An 18,366-nucleotide genomic window follows, 5' to 3' on the forward strand; every position below is an offset into this window, starting at 1 on the left:
ACTAAAAACTAAATATTGAAAATTCCAGATTAAATCAAAAAAAACTCCACTAAAGAATAATACTACTAAATAAAAACTCACATGTTAATTCTATAAAACAATAACTTTTAAATATAATTGACCTCCAGTCAATAGCATGTATTTTTGCCATCGAACGAATGAATTTGCGATTAATAAATTGAAATAAAAATTGGATTCATCCTATTATTTAGACAATATTTGCAAATTATAAGAGTTTTTAACTTACAGAAAAATCAATCAAACCTTTAAAAAGAATTTTATGAAAAAAATAATTTTAGTAGCTGTTCTGTTCATAGCAACATCAGCAACAATGCAAGCGCAATTTTTACGATTTGGTGTAAAGGCAGGGGTTAACTTTGCAAATCAAACCGGCGATGGAGCATTTAATGGAATTGCAGTAGACAAAGAAGGTATTACTAGCTACCATGCAGGTTTAGTAGCTGAAATAAAATTACTTGAAAAATTCTCTATCCAACCTGAGCTTTTATACTCTACTCAAGGAGCAAGCTATAAGGCTGCAGGTCAAGAGTTTAAAAACAAACTAGGATATTTATCTATTCCTGTAATGGCTAAATTTTACTTAAGTAAATCATTTAGTTTAGAACTAGGTCCACAAGCATCGTTTTTATTAAGTGAAAAGAATGATTTTAACGTTAAAGACAGTAAAACCTTTGACTTCGGTCTTAATGCGGGATTAGGGTTTAAAATCACAGATAATATATTTATACAAGGTCGTTATGGTATAGGATTAACAGAAGCTTCAAAAGATGCAGATGTTAAAAACTCTGTATTCCAACTTTCGGCTGGTTTCATGTTCTAACAAATATCACATACTTTTATCAAAACCGTTCTATTTATTGGAACGGTTTTTTTATTTTTACACAAATTAGAATTATGAAAATTTGCATCATCAACGGACCAAATCTAAATTTATTAGGTAAAAGAGAACCTGAAGTTTACGGCTCTCAAACATTTGAAGATTATTTTGAAACGTTGGAAAAAACTTTCCCTAATATTGAATTCACCTATTACCAAAGCAATATTGAAGGTGAATTGATTGGAAAAATACAAGAATTTGGTTTTACCTACGATGGTATTATCCTAAATGCCGGAGCATACACACATACATCGATAGGAATTGGCGATGCTATAAAAGCAGTTACAACCCCAGTTATAGAAGTGCACATATCTAATACGTATGGTCGTGAAAGTTTCCGTCACCAATCCTATATATCTGGAAACGCCAAAGGCGTAATTCTAGGTTTTGGCTTAAAAAGCTACGAGCTTGCAATACGTTCATTTTTATAAATAAAACGCAATAAATCATTTAACATAGTTTTAATAGGTTCATTTCTAACTTCTTTTATTTTTGAAAATAGAAATGTACCTATATGAAAAACTTATTTTTATTCGCCTTTTTATTACTTTCATTTTCTAATTACGCACAGATAAAAGGAACAGTTTCCGATGAAAACGGAAATCCTTTACCGTTTGTTTCTGTGTTTGAAGAAAACACATACAATAGTACTACTTCAAACGAACAAGGAAAATACCAGCTCAATGTAAAAGAGATTGGGAAAAACAAAATCATTTTCCAATATTTAGGTTTCAAAGCACAAAAGCTAACCATCCCAACATCTTCTCCATCTCCCTATACTCTGGATGTAAAATTACATGAAGAAAATTTCACTCTTAATGAGGTAATAATTAATCCAAAGAACAATCCTGCCAATGAAATTATAAGAAGTGCGATTACTAATAAAAGAGATAACTCTGAAAAAACCGGACGATATACAGCCGATTTTTACTCAAAAGGGATGTTCAAAATTAAGGATTTACCAAAAAAAATAATGGGACTTAAAATCGATATTGGAGATGAAATGTCATCTAATCTTGATTCTACAGGAACTGGTATTCTATATTTGTCCGAAACTATATCTAAGATTACTTTTGAGAAACCCAATAACTTAAAAGAGAAAATTATTGCTTCCAAAATTTCTGGGAACAACAAAGGATACAGCTACAATACAGCAAGTTTATCAACTTATGACTTTTACAATAACACATTAAAATTCGGAATAAATATAATTTCTCCAATTGCCGATAATGCCTTCAATTACTATAAATACAAACTTGAGGCAACTTTCTTTGATGAAAACAATCAGCAAATCAATAAAATCAAGGTTATCCCAAAACGCGATAAAGAACCCGTATTTGAAGGGTACATTTATATAATTGATGATAGTTTTGCTATTTATGCTGTCGATCTTGATATAAAAGGATATCGAATGAAGAATGAACTTACCCAGATAATGAACCTAAAACAAAGTTTTGGCTATAATCAAAAAAACAAATTATGGGTAAAAAATGCACAAAGCCTATCCTTTACAGCTGGTGCCTTTGGTGTACAATTTAACGGAAAATTCAATTATGTATATAGCAATTATGAGTTTCCGGATTCTTTTGAAAAGAAAACTTTCACCAATGAAATTGTTAGTTTTGAAACTAATGCTAATAAAAAAGATGATTCTTATTGGAATACTATTCGCCCTATCCCATTAACAATTGAAGAAAGTACCGATTATACAAAGAAAGATAGTTTACAAACTATTAAGACATCAAGAAAATATACAGATTCTATTGATGCTAAAAATAATAAGTTTGATGTTTTTGATATATTGCTCGGTTATGAAAATAAAAATACTTTCAAGAAATATTCATTTCAATATAATGGATTATTCGATATGAGTGCACTTAGTTTCAATACAGTTCAAGGTTTTGCTATTGGCACTGGTTTTTCATATAAAAACTGGAATGAGGAAAAAGGAAAAGAAACATTAATAAGTACAGCAATCAACTATGGCTTTTCGGATGATAGACTTCGGGTTACAGGTGAATTTAAGCATACTTTTAATCATAAAAATTACGCTACTTTCATTGCAGCGGGAGGAACCAAAGTAAGTCAATTCAACAATAATGAACCGATCAGTAAATTTATAAATTCGATTAGCTCTTTATTCTTCAAGGATAATTACATGAAAGTATACAATTTAGAATTTGCTCAGCTTCAATATTCACAGAATATTGCAAACGGAGTTACTTTAAGTGCAAAAATTGCCTATGAGCGAAGAAAACCTCTTTTTAATACAACTGATTATTCTTTCTTTAACAAAAACGACTTGTATTCCTCAAACAATCCGCTTGCTCCAAATGATTTTACAAACTCACAATTTGAAAAACATAATCTGGTAAAAACCAATCTAAATGCAAGAATCAACTTTGGAAACAAATATATTTCCAGACCAGACGGGAAGTACAATATCAAAAATGAAAAATACCCAACACTATATTTAGGTTACGAAAAAGGATTGGCTGCGAGTGAGAAAAAATATGAATTTGATCATTTAAGCGCAGCTGTGAGATATGACCTTGCTCTAGGAAACAAAGGTCTTTTGGGAATAAATATAAAAGCTGGTAAGTTTTTTAATGCCGAAAACATTGCTTATATGGATTATAAACATTTTAATGGAAACCAAACACATATTGGTCAAGCCGACAGGTATTTGAATGTTTTTAATCTATTACCTTATTATACAAACAGCACTAATGACAGCTATTTTGAAGTTCATATGGAGCACAATGACAATGGCTATATCATGAATAAGATTCCGTTATTGAATAAATTAAAATCAACTTTAAACATAGGATTCCATTCACTTGAAATTCCGAACACAAAACCATATTCTGAATTTACAGTTGGGTTAGATAATCTTGGATTTGGAAAGTTCAGAATGTTTCGAGTAGATTATGTGCACTCTTACCAAAACGGATTACAACAAAACGGGGTTATTTTTGGATTGAAGTTTCTTAATATTCTAGAGTAGTTTCGGAGATATTTACATGAAGATTTCACGCAGATTTCGCAAATTAAAGCAGATTTGACGGATTTTAATAAACTAAATTTCGAAATCTTGTTTCTTCTGTAAAAGCAACGCAACTGGAGTTTTGAGGATGAATCTTTGTCAAAGTAAAAAAACTTTGACAAAAATATCTTAGTACCTCAGAACCTTTTTTCCTTTGAACCTTTAAAAAAATCCGCTCACTCTATTAAAGAATAAACGGATTTTATTTTTTGTCTTCATTATTATCTTTCTCAAAGTCACCTTAGTATCTCTGAACCTTTGTTCCTATGAACCTTTTTCTAGTTATAATCATCTGGCTCAATATGAATTAAAACATTCCCTAATTGAGGTATTTCTAATTTTAGAGTATCTTGTAATTTGTGTGATAAATCATGTCCTTCTTTTACCGAAATTTTGGCCGATACGATGGCGTGAAGATCTACATGGTATTTCATTCCGGCTTTACGGATAAAACATTTTTCGGTTCCTAAAATACCATAAACAGTTAAAGATTTTATTCGAATTTCTTCGACTAAATCATCATTTAAATTCTCATCCATTATCTCACCTAGTGCTGGTCTGAAAATTTTATAACTATTATATAAGATAAAAAATGCAGCAAAAAGTGCCGCCCAGTCATCTGCAGATTCGTAGCCTTTCCCCATGATTAGCGCAATCGAAATCCCGATAAATGCTGCAACCGATGTAATTGCATCACTACGGTGGTGCCAGGCATCTGCTGCCAATGCCGAACTATTGGTTTGTTTACTACGTTTCATAACCAATCGAAACGAATATTCTTTCCAAACAATGATTGCTCCCAAAACATATAATGTCCAGGATTTAGGCAAATCATGTGGATTCTGAATGTTTGCAATACTTTCGTATCCAATAATTGTTGCCGAAGTAATTAAGAACCCAACTACCAAAAACGTAATTAAAGGCTCTGCACGACCATGCCCGTAGGGGTGATTTTCATCTGCCGGCTTATTGGAATATTTGATTCCGAATAAAACCAAACAGGACGAAAATATGTCTGTTGTTGATTCGATTGCATCTGCAATTAAGGCATAAGAATTGCCAAAAAAACCTGCAAGCCCTTTTATAATGGCCATGCAGGTGTTTCCAACTATACTAAAATAGGTAGCTTTTATAGCTTGTTGTTCATTCGTCATTTGAGGATTTTATCTACGCTCTCACGATTTTTGCTCCAATTGCTCTTAAACGCTCGTCGATACGTTCGTATCCACGGTCGATTTGTTCTATATTTTGAATTGTACTTGTTCCTTTTGCTGATAAAGCAGCGATTAATAATGAAATTCCAGCACGAATATCTGGAGATGACATTGTTGTTGCCTTTAATTGAGACTCGAAGTTATGTCCCATAACAACCGCTCTATGCGGGTCACACAACATAATTTTTGCTCCCATATCGATAAGTTTGTCCACGAAAAACAAACGACTTTCGAACATTTTTTGGTGAATTAAAACATCTCCTTTTGCTTGTGTTGCCACAACAAGAACGATACTTAATAAATCTGGAGTAAATCCTGGCCATGGCGCATCGGCAATGGTTAAAATAGATCCGTCAATGTCTGTTTTTACTTCATATCCATTTACGTGAGCAGGGATATAAATATCATCACCACGTTTTTCTATTGTAATTCCAAGTTTTCTAAATGTGTTTGGGATAAGACCTAAGTTTTCCCAACTTACATTTTTAATTGTGATTTCGCTCTTAGTCATTGCTGCCAATCCAATCCAAGATCCAATTTCGATCATATCCGGAAGAATTCTGTGCTCACAACCTCCTAATTTTTCTACCCCTTCGATAGTCAATAAGTTTGAACCTACTCCAGAGATTTTTGCACCCATCGAATTCAACATCTTACACAATTGTTGTAAGTAAGGCTCACAAGCTGCGTTGTAAACTGTTGTTTGCCCTTTGGCTAAAACTGCTGCCATAACAATATTTGCAGTTCCTGTTACCGATGCTTCATCAAGCAACATATCGGTTCCTATTAATCCTTCTGGAGCTTCTACACCATAAAAGTGATCTTCTCTGTTATATCTAAATTTTGCTCCTAGATTAATGAATCCCTCAAAGTGAGTATCTAATCTACGACGACCTATTTTATCTCCTCCTGGTTTAGGAATATATCCTTTCCCAAAACGAGCCAAAAGCGGCCCAACAATCATAATCGATCCACGAAGTGCTCCACCTTCTTTTTTGAAAGCTTCTGTTTCAAGGTAATTTACATTCACTTCATCTGCTTGAAATGTAATAGAACCCGGTTCGTTTTTTTGGATTTTTACACCTAAATTTCCTAAAAGCGTAATTAATTTATTGATATCAATAATATCAGGAATGTTATTAATCTTTACTTTTTCTGAGGTTAAAAGTACTGCACATAAAATTTGTAACGCTTCATTTTTCGCTCCTTGTGGAGTGATTTCTCCTTTTAAAGGAATTCCTCCTTCGATTTTAAAAATTCCCATATTTCTCTTTTAGGTTCTGAGCTACTGAGGTTCTAAGGTTCTAAGTTTTTTTTGAGATTAAAACCTTAGCTGCTAGCAACTTTTTATTTCTGATTGTTTGTTCTTTAAAGATTCTAAACTACTAAAACTCTAGCGTTCTAAGTTTTTATTCAAGACAAAACCTTAGCAACTTAGTATCTTAGACACTTAGTAACTTTTCTTATTTCTGATTATTGTTTTTTTGAAACGTTTTTGGTTTTCCCGGGCCTTTTACATTCTTATTGTTCTGAATTTTAGGTTGTCCGGCTGGTGTGATTTTGTTAGATATACGTTTATTGGTACGTAATAAATCAGTTGTGTTCAAAAGTTCTTCTGTGCTTTGCAAAAGATTTATTTTACCATCTGACAGCTCATATAAATGTTCAAAAATAACATCATCTTTTACAGTATCTTTATTCCAGCTTAGGTAAGATTTCTTCATATGATTGGCAATTACCAATACCAATGCATTCTTCATTTCGCCTTCTTCCCATTTATTGGCAACATCAATCATATACTTGATGTTGTTACCGTAATATCTATATTTAGGATAATTTTGCGGGTATTTTAAAACATCTGGTTTTAGTTGTAATACTTCGCGAGAAGGAATTGGATAAGGAGATTCGACATCGAGTTTAAAATCAGACATGATAAAAAGCTGATCCCAAAGTTTGTGTTGAAAATCGGGTACATCACGCAAGTGCGGATTTAAGCTCCCCATTACCTGAATAATGTATTTGGCTGCTTTGTTACGTTGTTCGACGTCTTCAATAGCAGTTGCCTGATCTATCAATTTTTGCAAATGACGACCATATTCCGGAATGATTAAATGTTGTCTTTCAGAATTATATTCTAAATTAAAAACAACATCATTCGCATTTTCTTTTTTATATTTTTCGATCATATTTATAGTGAAACTATACCTTCAATTGTAGAAACTTCCAGGTATTTACTGATTACTTCATCTGAACTTTTCATAGTAACATCTACCGAAATACTGGTAAACTTACCTGTTTTAGATTTTGTAGTTTTAATTACCGCTCCCATACAATCAAAAGCCTTTTCTACACGCTCTACATTGTCTCCTACTGTAGGCACAATAAATTTATACAAATATTCTGCAGGCCAAGTGTTACTATTGTCTAACTCAACCTTTAATCTTTCGTAAAATTCAGCGGTGGTTTTTTCTTTATCTTCGTCCATTCTTACATTAAAATAAAGGCAAATATACGGTTTTGATTTGAGATTTAATATTTAGCATTTGTGATTTTTTCATAATACCAAACTTTCCCTAAAATTAGCTTTATTTCACTCTTTCTCAAGACAGAAAACACTTCGCTAAATTTGTTAAAACATCAGATTTTAGCCTTTCCTATTTAATTATTTTATCTTTGAATGATTGAATGCCTATTACATTAAAAATACCACTACAATGAGAATGCCTATTTACTTTTTATTACTTTTTACTTTCTTAACAGCAAATTTTATTACCGCACAAGAAATCAAGACATTAACTTATTTCGAGAATGACACAATTAAACTGGATCTTGATTTGTATTTACCTCTAAAAAAGTCTGACAAGAAAATTCCGCTTGTGATTTTCGCACATGGAGGCGGTTTTTCGGGCGGAGATCGTTTTGGTGAAAAAAATTTCGCCATCAGTCTTGCCCAAAACGGAATTGCCGTTGCGAGTATTTCATACACATTATATATGAAAGACAAAGATTTTGGCTGTAGCGCAACGCTGCTCGAAAAAATTAAAACTATCCAAATTGGCGTTAACGATATGTGGCAGGCAACTTCTTATTTAATTAAAACCCAAAAGGTATACAATATTGATGTTTCGAAAATATTCATCACAGGTATTAGTGCTGGTGCCGAAATTGCATTTCATGCCGTTTTTTGGGATTATGAAATAATGAATTTATATTCGGATAATTTACCAACTAATTTTAAATACGCAGGTTTAATAGGTGGCTCAGGTGCAATTATGAATGTAGATTTTATTGATGCCAAAAATGCGATTCCGATGTTACTTTCTCACGGAAGCGAAGACACAACAGTTCCGTATGCTACGGGTTCTCATCGCTCCTGCCCTGCAGATTCTATGGGCTTCCTTACTCTTTCTGGTTCTTATTCGGTTTACAATCGCATGACCTCGTTAAAGAAAAACATTGAACTTATTACTTCTTGCGGTGGCGGACATGAATTTTGCGGTTACTTATTTGGAAAAGAACCCGATTATGTTTTAGATTTTATAAATAATGTAATTGCAAAAAGAAAATTCGAATCACATATCACTATTCCAAGTGCAAAAAAATCAGAAGGTTTATCGCAATATTCATTTTGCAACTAGTATAGCTTTATGCCTTTTGTCTAATAATTCAAGTACAAAAAACTGTAACCTCATTAGCCCTGATGGAAATGGAAATCCTTTTCTTTTTTTTAATAAAAAAAGAAAAGATTGAAGCGAACAGCAGGAACTTTACTTACTAAAAAAAACTAATCATTCGCTTCTAGAAAAATAATCTTGTATAATACCAATAAGTTTAGGTAAATTTGCACTTTATTTTTAGAAAGTGCAGAAAGAAATTATTGTTATTATTGGTGGCCCGGGTACGGGAAAGTCTACTATTATTGATGGTTTGGTAGCCGATGGATATTGCTGTTATCCCGAAATTTCGAGACAAGTAACGCTGGAGGCTCAAAAACAAGGAATCGAACAATTGTTTCTTGAAAAACCCTTGTTGTTTAGTGAAAAACTGCTGGAAGGACGGATAAAACAATTCGAAAACGCAAAACAAGAACCATCGGAAGTTGTGTTTATTGACCGCGGAATTCCTGATGTTGTGGCTTATATGGATTATATAGGTGATGATTATCCGGATCATTTTAAAACTGCGTGTGAGGAATGCAAATATTCTAAAATTTTTCTACTTCCGCCTTGGGAAGAAATTTACATGAGTGACGGTGAACGTTACGAAAACTTTGAACAAGCTAAAACTATTTACAGTCATCTGGTAGAAACGTATAGAAAATACGGATACGAACTTATCGAAGTTCCAAAAGACACCGTATCTAACCGAATTCTTTATATCTTAGATAAAATTTAGTCGGAGTTTTAAGGTTGGTAAAACTAGAAACTGTTTTCTAAATTGTTAACTTTAATCCTGACAAATGCAAGAAGCATTAGCAATTCTTCAAAAATACTGGAAACATGATAGTTTCCGACCTTTACAAAACGAAATCATCGATTCGGTTTTAAATGGTCAGGACACTTTTGCCTTATTACCAACTGGTGGCGGAAAATCTATTTGTTTTCAGGTTCCGTCGATGATGACAGAAGGGATATGCCTGGTGATTTCGCCTTTGGTTGCCCTGATGAAAGATCAGGTTGCCAATTTGCAAAAGCGCGACATTAAAGCGATTGCTCTTACTGGTGGAATTCATACCGAAGAAATTATTAATCTTCTGGACAATTGTCAATTTGGGAATTATAAATTTTTATACCTGTCGCCAGAACGATTGCAATCGGACTGGATTCTTGACCGTGTAAAAAACTTACCTATAAATTTTATTGCTATAGACGAGGCACATTGTGTTTCGCAATGGGGACATGACTTTCGCCCAGCCTATCTAAAAATCTCGGAACTAAAAAAGTACTTCCCGAAGATTCCATTTTTGGCCTTGACCGCTACAGCAACACCGAGAGTTATTGAAGATATCAAAACCGAATTGGGATTAAAAAATCCTAAACTTTTCCAGCAATCTTTTGCTCGCGAAAATATCGCCTATATGGTATTCGAGGTCGAAGACAAACTATACAGAACGGAGCAGATTCTTAAAAAAAATCCGCAACCTTCTATTATATATGTACGCAACCGAAAATCTTGTTTAAGTATTTCGGCTCAATTACAATCTTTAGGATTTAAAGCTACCTATTATCATGGTGGCCTTACGACTAAAGAAAAAGATAAAAACATGCAATTGTGGATGAGCGAAGAAGCTCAAGTTATTGTTGCCACAAATGCGTTCGGGATGGGAATCGACAAACCCAACGTAAAAACCGTAATTCATACCCAACTACCAGAGAATATAGAAAACTATTATCAGGAATCTGGTCGTGCGGGAAGAAATGGCGAAAAATCATTTTCGGTTTTACTCACCAGCGCTTCGGATACTGCTCATGCCGAAAGTCAGTTTATACAGACTCTTGCTGACAAAAAGTTCCTGAAGACCATGTATATCAAGCTTTGTAATTATTTCCGGATTGCCTATGGTGAAGGAATCGATGAAGAATTCTCTTTTAATCTGAATCGTTTTTGCAATAAATACGAATTCCCTACTTTAAAAACATACAATGCTTTACAATTTCTGGATAGACAAGGAATCATTACTTTATCACAGGGGTTTTCGGAAAAAATAACAATGCAATTTCTTATCGAATCAAGAGAGGTTATACGTTATGTAAGTTTAAACTCAAATGATGAAGAAATTATTCTGGCAATTTTGCGTACTTATCCAGGCATTTACGAGATAAAAACTCCCTTTAACCTACAGCTTATCGCTAAAAAATCAAATAGTTCGGAAGCAGAGATTCATACTGTTTTACAAAAACTAAAAGAAAAAGGTATCATAGAATACAATAGCAAGAACAACGATTCTACTATATTATTTAATGAAGTACGAGAAGATGATCTCACAATTAATAGGGTTTCAAAATATCTGGAAAAACAAAACAACTTAAAGAAAGATCAATTACAATCGGTTTTGGATTATGTAAACGAAAAGAAAACATGCAAAAACAGACTGATTCTAGCTTATTTTGGAGAAAAAACCACTACCGATTGCGGTATTTGTTCCTATTGCATCACCAAGAAAGATAAAAAAGGCAAAAAACCTAATAACTCTATAGCACAAACTATTCTTGATTTATTAAAAAACGAAGATTTGAGCTCTAGAGATATCCAAACCCGAACCAACATTAGTGCCGATGATGTCGTCCATACATTACAAGAATTACTGGAAGACGATCGCATTATAATAAAACCAAATAATAAATATACCTTAAAATCATAATGGAAAAATTAAGAATCATATTTATGGGAACTCCCGAATTTGCAGTAGGAATTCTAGACACCATAATAAAGAACAATTATAATGTTGTAGGAGTTATTACTGCTGCAGACAAACCCGCAGGCCGTGGACAAAAGATAAAATATTCGGCTGTAAAAGAATACGCATTAGTAAATAACTTGCCTTTATTACAACCAACGAGCCTAAAAGACGAAGCTTTTTTATCTGAATTAAAAGCCCTGAATGCTAATTTACAAATCGTAGTAGCATTTAGGATGTTACCAAAAGTAGTTTGGGAAATGCCATCACTAGGAACATTTAATCTACATGCTTCCCTCCTTCCTAATTATCGTGGTGCCGCTCCTATAAACTGGGCAATTATAAATGGCGAAACCAAAACTGGGGTCACTACTTTCTTTATAGATGATAAAATCGATACTGGAGCAATGATTCTTAGTTCTGAAATAAAAATAGAACCAACAGAAAATGCCGGACAATTACATGACAGATTAATGCATTTAGGAAGTGAAACAGTTATAGAAACTTTAAAAGCAATTGAATCTGGAAATGTAACTACTATAATTCAGGAAGACAATGCCGAAATTAAAACAGCTTACAAGCTAAACAAAGAAAACTGCAAGATAGACTGGACAAAACCAGCAGCTGTAATTAATGATTTAATAAGAGGTTTGAGTCCTTATCCAGCAGCATGGACTTTTCTTAAAGATAAAGAAGAGGAATTAAGTGTGAAAATATATGAAGCAAAATCACTTCTAGAAGCCCATAATCTTGAGATTGGAACTTTAATTAGCACCAAAAAAGAGATTAAAATTGCTGTTGTTGATGGTTATATTCAGTTATTGAGCTTACAACTACCGGGTAAAAAACGAATGGCTGTTGCCGAATTACTCAACGGAATCACTTTTTCTGACCAGACAAAGGTCTACTAACATCAACAAAATAAGGCTACTCACTAAATTTAGTGATACTTTTGGGTAGCTTTATGAACAAAAAAAATAAGTTATTAACAATTCAAACTAAAATTAAACAAAACGCTTGCAAGGAACGTATTTCCTACTAAATTTGTGTATTGACAATTTTTTTTAACCAACAATTAATAACTATTATTATGAACAAATCAGAATTAATCGATGCTATTGCTGCTGATGCAGGAATTACCAAAGCTGCGGCAAAATTAGCTTTAGAATCATTTTTAGGAAACGTAGGTGCTACTTTGAAAAAAGGTGGAAGAGTTTCATTGGTAGGTTTTGGATCTTGGTCAGTATCAGCAAGAGCTGCGAGAGATGGTAGAAACCCTCAAACTGGAAAAACTATCCAAATCGCTGCTAAAAATGTTGTAAAATTCAAAGCAGGAGCTGAATTAGAAGGTGCAGTTAACTAGTAACAAGTTACATACGCTTTTAATATAATTAAAACCTTCCATATGGAAGGTTTTTTTTTACTGTTTAACGATTTTATTTACGATTTTAAAAATTTTATTCTTAAATTTAATAAAAATTGTAACGATATGATTTCAGAAAAATTAAAAAAAGGACACCTGCTTATAGCTGAGCCTTCTATAATTGGAGACTTATCATTTAACAGATCCGTGATCTTATTAGCAGATCACAACGAACAGGGCTCGATAGGTTTCATTATAAATAAGCCACTAAAATATACCATTAATGACTTAATTCCAGAAATCCACGCCACATTCAAGATCTATAATGGTGGCCCAGTTGAGCAGGACAATCTCTATTTTATCCATAATATACCTGATTTAATTCCGAATAGTGTCGAAATTTCAAACGGAATATATTGGGGAGGAGATTTTGAGTCTACAAAAGATCTAATTAACAGCGGCGCAATCAACAAGAACAACATACGTTTCTTTTTAGGTTACACCGGCTGGGATGAAAACCAACTCGAAACAGAAATGCAGGGTAACTCCTGGATTATAGCCGATAATAATTACAAGAATAAAATTATCGGAAAATCACCAACCCATTTCTGGAAAGAACAAATTATTGAACTGGGAGGCGATTATCTTATCTGGTCCAATGCACCAGAAAACCCATACCTCAACTAATATTAAGTGATACTTTCATTAAGTCTTTGCGTTAATATACCAGAAATTTTAGTAGTAAATTCTTTTTTTCGGTATTTGGTTATTGGCTGTATACCTTTTATAACATTAGTAAGAAACAATTCATCGGCTTTTTGAAGATCAAACGGCGATATTGGTTCTTCCATAACTTCTATGTCTGTTAGTTTTTTGGCCAAAGCCAAGATTTGTTTACGCATTACACCATTCAGGCATCCTTCGGAAACTGGTGGTGTAATCAACTTATTACCCAATAACATAAACAAATTCCCTTGCAATGCTTCGACTACATTCTTACTATCATTTAATAGAATACAATTATCTAAGCCATTTTCATTTGCATAAATACTTCCTGTAATATTTATAATTTTATTAGTCGTTTTTATAGAAGACAATAACTGCTTGGTTACATAAAAATCTTTATAAAGATCAACTTCATATTGATTTTCATTTACTTCGTATGCTTTATTATCCAAAGCCGTAGCATGAATCAGGAACGAAATTGTATTGTTTTGTGGTAAATAATATCCTCCATCATTACGATATACTGTAATTCTTGCTCTTGCAGAATCCGAAAGCGAATTATAGTTAATTAATGAAAGAATTTGCTCCTCGAGGTATTCCATTGTAAAGTTCATCGGAATCTCCATTCTAACCACGCGCATTGAAGCCATTAATCTAAAATAATGATCTTCTAGAAAGAGAATTTTGTTATTTACTATTTTAAGGGTTTCAAAAACACCGTCACCGTATAAAAAAGCGCGATTTTGAGTTAGTAAATTATCGTTCTGCCCTACTATGTTTCCATTAAAATTGATCATAAAAAAACCCTGAATTTAGTTCAGGGCAAATATAAGTTATAAAATAGACTTTTACTAAACTGATCCGATAAGATGTTTAAGGTCTGAGATTTGATTTTCCCACAATTGTTTTGCTTCGCCAAGTTCTTCTTTCTCAGCAAAATCGACTACCATGAGCGAAACATCTTTCGTTATCTCGTCCACAAGAATATGCAATTCAAAGAAATATTCGGTGTCTTTGCTGCTCTCGTCAACCCATTTGAACTTAACTTTTTCGCCCGTTTTTTTGGATGCTAAACGTGCTTTTTCCTGAGAATCATTCCAGATGAAAGTAAAAAACTCTCCACGTGAATTTACATTATCTGCAAACCATTCAGATAAGCCTGATGGTGTAGATATATACTGATATAACAACTGCGGAGATGAATTTATAGGAAACTCGATTTCGTAACGTACTTTTAGATCCATGTGCCAGATTTAATTTTTCGGAAATATAAGAATATATCTCCGAAAAAAAGAGTTTTTTAAAAATATTTTTTTTTCTTTCATTTCTGCTTGTTAACTCTAAATTAATTTTTATATTTGCACCCGCAATGAGGGAATGATTTCCTACTGCAAATGGCGAGATAGCTCAGTTGGTTAGAGCGCAGGATTCATAACCCTGAGGTCCCGAGTTCAAATCTCGGTCTCGCTACAAAGCTAAAAAGGCTAAAAATATAGATTTTATGCGGTTTTAAAGAAATTTAAAACCGCTTTTTTTATGTCAAAAATTCGACACCTCTTAACTAAAGAATACGCTAACGCATACGATTTGACTTATAAGAAACTATATTCTTCCCCAAGTATTTACGATGCTAAAGGCGACTTATCAAAGCGCTGGTACGTCTATTACTCTTTTCGAAATCCTGAAACTGAAAAATTAGAACGACAAACTCCCATTTATTCGGGAGTAAATCAATTCAAAACTGTTAAAGAACGTCGAGAAGCAATAAAAATTCTCGCTAAAGCAATCGAAACCATTCTTGAAAATGGTTACAATCCTTATGATGATTCTATTTCTGTTGATGAATTAAAAAAATACAGTATTCCTGATGCGGTTACATTTGCACTTGATTTAAAGAAAAACTCGTTAAAAGAAAATAGTTATCGTGATTTTAGAGTTAGAATAAAATCATTTGAGAAGTGGCTTTTATCAAATGGCTATGAAAACAGATATATTACAAGTGTAAATAAAAAAGCTGCAATTGGTTTCTTAAATGATGTTTTAACAGCAACAAGCCCAAAAAACAGAAATAACACAAGGGCAAATCTGTCTATGTTCTTTCAAACTCTTGAAGACAACGATATAATTACGGATAATTTTATAAAAAAGATTAATGTTTTAAAATCTACTCCAGAGAGGAATAAAACATTTAGCACAGAACAAGAGAAAGACATATTAGAATATCTACTAAAGAATGATACTCTTTTGCTTTTATTTATTCAATTTGTTTCACTTAACCACTTGCGCCCAATTGAGGTAGTTCGATTAAGAATAAAGGACATTAATATAAAAGATAGACTTATTTATGTTCGAGCTAAAAACAAGCCTGTAAAGACTAAAATCATCCCTGAAATCCTACTGAATGAATTACCAGAATTAAATAAGTACAATGGAGAAAGTTTTTTATTTACTCCTAAAGGAATAGGCTTCGACTGGACAACGAATGAAACAGATAAACGTGGTTATTTTGGTGATCGATTTAAAAAAGTAAAAGACAGTTTAAAACTAAGTAAAGATTATGGTCTTTATAGTTTCAGACATACATTCATAACCAAGCTATATAAAGAACTGGTTAAAAATAGCACACCTAACGAAGCAAAAAGCAAATTAATGTTGATTACTGGGCATACTACAATGAGTGCATTAGAGAAATATTTACGTGATATTGATGCTGTCCTTCCTGACGATTATTCTGAACATATCAAATAATTCAAAAATTTCTTCACAATCCAACTTCCATTGCAGTTCTTCCGAATACAAAAAATATTTAAAAGTCTAAATTCTATTAACAGAAGCTACTTCAACAATAAAACTGTCACCTATTTTAATAGAAGATTACTTCAAAATTAAGTAATTTGTGCAGTCTAAATTTCAACTGTATCTTTACATATTAACAAAAAAAATACAGATAAAATGACAAACAACGAATCAAAAAAAGATGACAAAAACATTTTCAAAATTAATCACTATTACTATTTAGCAAACTTTTATTCTGATGAAATCGGAGAAAATTACATCCCAGTCCGTGTAATAAACAAAATAGAGAATAAATCCATTTCTTTCTTGAATTTGCAAGACAACACAGAATTTCAAATACCAATAAATAATGAATATCTGTTTCAACATAGAGACCTATATTTCTCCGAAGAACTATTAGAAAAATTAAGGTTTAAAGAAGTTCAATCAGAAAACAACATAGAATACTTATCGGAAAACGTTCATTATGTTTTATTTGAAAAGGGAGTTTTTTTGCTGATATGGATAAAATGGGCTACAAATAAACAAAAGAAAATATTTTTAAAAAAAAGATTAATTGATATTTGGAATAATTCTGATGAAAACTATTCATTTAATAATATAATAAATTTAGAAAACGAACTCAACTCGGTAGAAGATTTATTTGAAAGATTATCCGACAATAGCTCTTTTGAAGAAACTGATAATTTTGTAAAAGAACTGAAAGTGGAATTTTAAAAAACACTTCTCGTTCCCTCTATTAACTCGAGTATAAAAGACATCTTTAAAGGTAAAAAAAAAATACCGTTACAATTTGCAACGGCATTTTTCAATAAAATAAAGCTAACAGTATTTTAAACTGGCATTGCTTCTAATTCTGGAACATTTTTCCAACGAACATATAAGTTTATCGATGCACCATCACCGTCTATTAAAGAACGGACAGACAAAGTATCACTAGTGGCATTTGGTTGATAATCCGCGAGAGAAACTACAAACGAGGGATCAGCATTTAAAAAGGTAAATGTATTACTATCAGGATTAACGATGAAATACACATCAAATTCTAAATGACGTGTGCTTATAAAAAACCTAAAAAACATATCATCTAAAGAAAGCAAAGAAGATGTATTTAATTGATTTTCAGTATCGGGAATTATATCGCTTCCTCCAAAATAAGGTTTAAAATATGGTTCTAATGAATCCTCCAGATAACCGCCATATTGAAACGTAAAATAGGCGTTATCATTCTCAACACGACTCATCCTTACAAATTTGGAGTTTTTGGTTATAAAACTTTTACTATAGACAAATGTAGGTCTAACGATACCATATAACGAACAAGTACCACTAGCAGCCCCCGAACCGCCATTACCTTTACCATCTGAAAAGAAAAACTTCTTAGCCAATTCAAATAAGAAATCATTAAAGCCAGCTGCATCAATAGCAGGCTCGCATTGCTCGCAATTAACCTGCGTATAGTCCAATATCAAAGGATTTTCGCCAAATGTAGCATTCGAGTGAATTTTAAATTTGTTTGAAGCTTCGGGAATTCTCAAAAGATTTTGAGCAGGATTAAAAGAAGTAATTAAAGTGTTGTCTAATTTCATCAACAACACATTACCGTTTTCATCTTTTATAAACTTTAAGATTCTTGGGTCGGGAATTGCAGCGCTCATTTTTTACTTTTTAGATTTTGAAGCCTTTCTTACTGTTGGCTTTTTAACTGTTTTTTTCTTTGCAGGTTTGGCTTTCGTTGTAGTAGCTTTTGCTTTTACGATTTTACCGCCTTTGATGTATTTGAATCCTTTCTTTAGTGTTCCATCAGATTTAAGCCCTGTTCCTTTAATAACACTACTACACACTTTTTTTAATCCTTTTACTGTTGGTTTTTTCTTTACTGCCATGATTGATTGTTTTTTTGATTGATGATTTTGAATTGTAGAT

General features: G+C 32.6%; 19 protein-coding genes and 1 tRNA gene. 12 read left to right on the top strand and 8 right to left on the bottom strand.

Going from position 1 to position 18,366, the window contains the following annotated elements; genetic code table 11:
- Window positions 1-280 precede the first annotated feature (280 nt).
- The 3 genes from OIU83_RS15275 to OIU83_RS15285 all read left to right on the top strand — a co-directional run bounded on the left by OIU83_RS15275 (window position 281) and on the right by OIU83_RS15285 (window position 3,905).
- Window positions 281-841 (top strand): porin family protein, encoded by a 561-nt coding sequence (locus OIU83_RS15275; RefSeq protein ID WP_264207130.1) that lies wholly within the window; start codon window positions 281-283, stop codon window positions 839-841.
- 74 nt (window positions 842-915) lie between these two features.
- Window positions 916-1,329 (top strand): type II 3-dehydroquinate dehydratase, encoded by a 414-nt coding sequence (gene aroQ, locus OIU83_RS15280; RefSeq protein WP_264207131.1) that lies wholly within the window; start codon window positions 916-918, stop codon window positions 1,327-1,329.
- A gap of 83 nt (window positions 1,330-1,412) precedes the next feature.
- Complete coding sequence (locus tag OIU83_RS15285) at window positions 1,413-3,905, top strand: DUF5686 and carboxypeptidase regulatory-like domain-containing protein (protein WP_264207132.1); 2,493 nt, start codon at window positions 1,413-1,415, stop codon at window positions 3,903-3,905.
- A 317-nt stretch (window positions 3,906-4,222) separates the two neighbouring features.
- Here the strand turns inward: OIU83_RS15285 and OIU83_RS15290 are convergent, their stop codons facing one another.
- The 4 genes from OIU83_RS15290 to OIU83_RS15305 form a co-directional block, all read right to left on the bottom strand.
- A complete protein-coding gene (locus OIU83_RS15290) occupies window positions 4,223-5,098 on the bottom strand; it encodes a cation diffusion facilitator family transporter (RefSeq protein WP_264207133.1) in 876 nt (291 codons plus the stop codon).
- Between the two features lie 13 nt (window positions 5,099-5,111).
- Window positions 5,112-6,422, bottom strand: coding sequence for a UDP-N-acetylglucosamine 1-carboxyvinyltransferase (gene murA / locus OIU83_RS15295; RefSeq protein ID WP_039112273.1), 1,311 nt, complete (start codon window positions 6,420-6,422; stop codon window positions 5,112-5,114).
- A 199-nt stretch (window positions 6,423-6,621) separates the two neighbouring features.
- Window positions 6,622-7,344 (bottom strand): DUF4290 domain-containing protein, encoded by a 723-nt coding sequence (locus OIU83_RS15300; protein ID WP_264207134.1) that lies wholly within the window; start codon window positions 7,342-7,344, stop codon window positions 6,622-6,624.
- A gap of 2 nt (window positions 7,345-7,346) precedes the next feature.
- The gene (locus OIU83_RS15305) at window positions 7,347-7,643 is read right to left on the bottom strand and encodes a DUF493 family protein (protein ID WP_264207135.1); all 297 of its coding nucleotides are present in this window, start codon (window positions 7,641-7,643) and stop codon (window positions 7,347-7,349) included.
- A gap of 229 nt (window positions 7,644-7,872) precedes the next feature.
- Between OIU83_RS15305 and OIU83_RS15310 the strand changes: the two genes are divergently transcribed.
- The 6 genes from OIU83_RS15310 (at window position 7,873) to OIU83_RS15335 (ending at window position 13,605) form a co-directional block, all read left to right on the top strand.
- On the top strand, window positions 7,873-8,796 hold the full coding sequence (locus tag OIU83_RS15310; RefSeq protein ID WP_264207136.1) for an alpha/beta hydrolase: 924 nt from the start codon (window positions 7,873-7,875) through the stop codon (window positions 8,794-8,796).
- Window positions 8,797-9,019: 223 nt separating this feature from the next.
- Entirely contained in the window at window positions 9,020-9,553 is a 534-nt protein-coding gene (locus OIU83_RS15315) for an ATP-binding protein (RefSeq protein WP_264207137.1), read from the top strand.
- Window positions 9,554-9,617: 64 nt separating this feature from the next.
- Window positions 9,618-11,519 (top strand): RecQ family ATP-dependent DNA helicase, encoded by a 1,902-nt coding sequence (locus OIU83_RS15320; RefSeq protein WP_264207138.1) that lies wholly within the window; start codon window positions 9,618-9,620, stop codon window positions 11,517-11,519.
- The gene (fmt, locus tag OIU83_RS15325) at window positions 11,519-12,466 is read left to right on the top strand and encodes a methionyl-tRNA formyltransferase (protein ID WP_264207139.1); all 948 of its coding nucleotides are present in this window, start codon (window positions 11,519-11,521) and stop codon (window positions 12,464-12,466) included. The genes OIU83_RS15320 and fmt overlap by 1 nt, the downstream gene beginning before the upstream one ends.
- A gap of 179 nt (window positions 12,467-12,645) precedes the next feature.
- Window positions 12,646-12,918, top strand: a complete 273-nt coding sequence (locus tag OIU83_RS15330; protein ID WP_017498096.1) for an HU family DNA-binding protein — start codon at window positions 12,646-12,648, stop codon at window positions 12,916-12,918.
- A gap of 126 nt (window positions 12,919-13,044) precedes the next feature.
- Complete coding sequence (locus OIU83_RS15335; RefSeq protein WP_035620855.1) at window positions 13,045-13,605, top strand: YqgE/AlgH family protein; 561 nt, start codon at window positions 13,045-13,047, stop codon at window positions 13,603-13,605.
- A gap of 2 nt (window positions 13,606-13,607) precedes the next feature.
- Here OIU83_RS15335 and OIU83_RS15340 read toward each other — a convergent pair whose 3' ends face one another.
- Both OIU83_RS15340 and OIU83_RS15345 read right to left on the bottom strand, forming a co-directional pair.
- On the bottom strand, window positions 13,608-14,441 hold the full coding sequence (locus tag OIU83_RS15340) for an aminotransferase class IV (RefSeq protein ID WP_264207140.1): 834 nt from the start codon (window positions 14,439-14,441) through the stop codon (window positions 13,608-13,610).
- A 54-nt stretch (window positions 14,442-14,495) separates the two neighbouring features.
- Entirely contained in the window at window positions 14,496-14,888 is a 393-nt protein-coding gene (locus OIU83_RS15345) for an START-like domain-containing protein (protein WP_264207141.1), read from the bottom strand.
- 152 nt (window positions 14,889-15,040) lie between these two features.
- Between OIU83_RS15345 and OIU83_RS15350 the strand changes: the two genes are divergently transcribed.
- From OIU83_RS15350 to OIU83_RS15360, 3 genes are all read left to right on the top strand, one after another.
- Window positions 15,041-15,114: transfer RNA gene (locus OIU83_RS15350), tRNA-Met, on the top strand.
- Between the two features lie 66 nt (window positions 15,115-15,180).
- Window positions 15,181-16,392, top strand: coding sequence for a tyrosine-type recombinase/integrase (locus OIU83_RS15355; protein ID WP_264207142.1), 1,212 nt, complete (start codon window positions 15,181-15,183; stop codon window positions 16,390-16,392).
- 204 nt (window positions 16,393-16,596) lie between these two features.
- Window positions 16,597-17,157 carry a hypothetical protein gene (locus tag OIU83_RS15360; RefSeq protein ID WP_264207143.1) on the top strand — a complete coding sequence of 187 codons (561 nt, stop codon included), beginning with the start codon at window positions 16,597-16,599 and terminating at the stop codon, window positions 17,155-17,157.
- A gap of 116 nt (window positions 17,158-17,273) precedes the next feature.
- On the opposite strand, the gene OIU83_RS15365 is transcribed toward OIU83_RS15360, so the two are convergent.
- Window positions 17,274-18,098, bottom strand: coding sequence for a hypothetical protein (locus tag OIU83_RS15365; RefSeq protein WP_264207144.1), 825 nt, complete (start codon window positions 18,096-18,098; stop codon window positions 17,274-17,276).
- A 3-nt stretch (window positions 18,099-18,101) separates the two neighbouring features.
- Window positions 18,102-18,326, bottom strand: coding sequence for a hypothetical protein (locus OIU83_RS15370; RefSeq protein WP_264207145.1), 225 nt, complete (start codon window positions 18,324-18,326; stop codon window positions 18,102-18,104).
- Window positions 18,327-18,366: the final 40 nt, after the last annotated feature.

It is taken from the genome of Flavobacterium shii (genome assembly GCF_025847235.1).
Lineage (GTDB): Bacteria > Bacteroidota > Bacteroidia > Flavobacteriales > Flavobacteriaceae > Flavobacterium > Flavobacterium shii.

What these genes read in the sequence shown, in the direction of transcription:
- OIU83_RS15275 (WP_264207130.1), top strand. Translation starts at nt 281, where the DNA reads ATGAAAAAAATAATTTTAGTAGCTGTTCTGTTCATAGCAACATCAGCA.
- aroQ (WP_264207131.1), top strand. Translation starts at nt 916, where the DNA reads ATGAAAATTTGCATCATCAACGGACCAAATCTAAATTTATTAGGTAAA.
- OIU83_RS15285 (WP_264207132.1), top strand. Translation starts at nt 1,413, where the DNA reads ATGAAAAACTTATTTTTATTCGCCTTTTTATTACTTTCATTTTCTAAT.
- OIU83_RS15290 (WP_264207133.1), bottom strand. Translation starts at nt 5,098, where the DNA reads ATGACGAATGAACAACAAGCTATAAAAGCTACCTATTTTAGTATAGTT.
- murA (WP_039112273.1), bottom strand. Translation starts at nt 6,422, where the DNA reads ATGGGAATTTTTAAAATCGAAGGAGGAATTCCTTTAAAAGGAGAAATC.
- OIU83_RS15300 (WP_264207134.1), bottom strand. Translation starts at nt 7,344, where the DNA reads ATGATCGAAAAATATAAAAAAGAAAATGCGAATGATGTTGTTTTTAAT.
- OIU83_RS15305 (WP_264207135.1), bottom strand. Translation starts at nt 7,643, where the DNA reads ATGGACGAAGATAAAGAAAAAACCACCGCTGAATTTTACGAAAGATTA.
- OIU83_RS15310 (WP_264207136.1), top strand. Translation starts at nt 7,873, where the DNA reads ATGAGAATGCCTATTTACTTTTTATTACTTTTTACTTTCTTAACAGCA.
- OIU83_RS15320 (WP_264207138.1), top strand. Translation starts at nt 9,618, where the DNA reads ATGCAAGAAGCATTAGCAATTCTTCAAAAATACTGGAAACATGATAGT.
- fmt (WP_264207139.1), top strand. Translation starts at nt 11,519, where the DNA reads ATGGAAAAATTAAGAATCATATTTATGGGAACTCCCGAATTTGCAGTA.
- OIU83_RS15330 (WP_017498096.1), top strand. Translation starts at nt 12,646, where the DNA reads ATGAACAAATCAGAATTAATCGATGCTATTGCTGCTGATGCAGGAATT.
- OIU83_RS15335 (WP_035620855.1), top strand. Translation starts at nt 13,045, where the DNA reads ATGATTTCAGAAAAATTAAAAAAAGGACACCTGCTTATAGCTGAGCCT.
- OIU83_RS15340 (WP_264207140.1), bottom strand. Translation starts at nt 14,441, where the DNA reads ATGATCAATTTTAATGGAAACATAGTAGGGCAGAACGATAATTTACTA.
- OIU83_RS15345 (WP_264207141.1), bottom strand. Translation starts at nt 14,888, where the DNA reads ATGGATCTAAAAGTACGTTACGAAATCGAGTTTCCTATAAATTCATCT.
- OIU83_RS15355 (WP_264207142.1), top strand. Translation starts at nt 15,181, where the DNA reads ATGTCAAAAATTCGACACCTCTTAACTAAAGAATACGCTAACGCATAC.
- OIU83_RS15360 (WP_264207143.1), top strand. Translation starts at nt 16,597, where the DNA reads ATGACAAACAACGAATCAAAAAAAGATGACAAAAACATTTTCAAAATT.
- OIU83_RS15365 (WP_264207144.1), bottom strand. Translation starts at nt 18,098, where the DNA reads ATGAGCGCTGCAATTCCCGACCCAAGAATCTTAAAGTTTATAAAAGAT.
- OIU83_RS15370 (WP_264207145.1), bottom strand. Translation starts at nt 18,326, where the DNA reads ATGGCAGTAAAGAAAAAACCAACAGTAAAAGGATTAAAAAAAGTGTGT.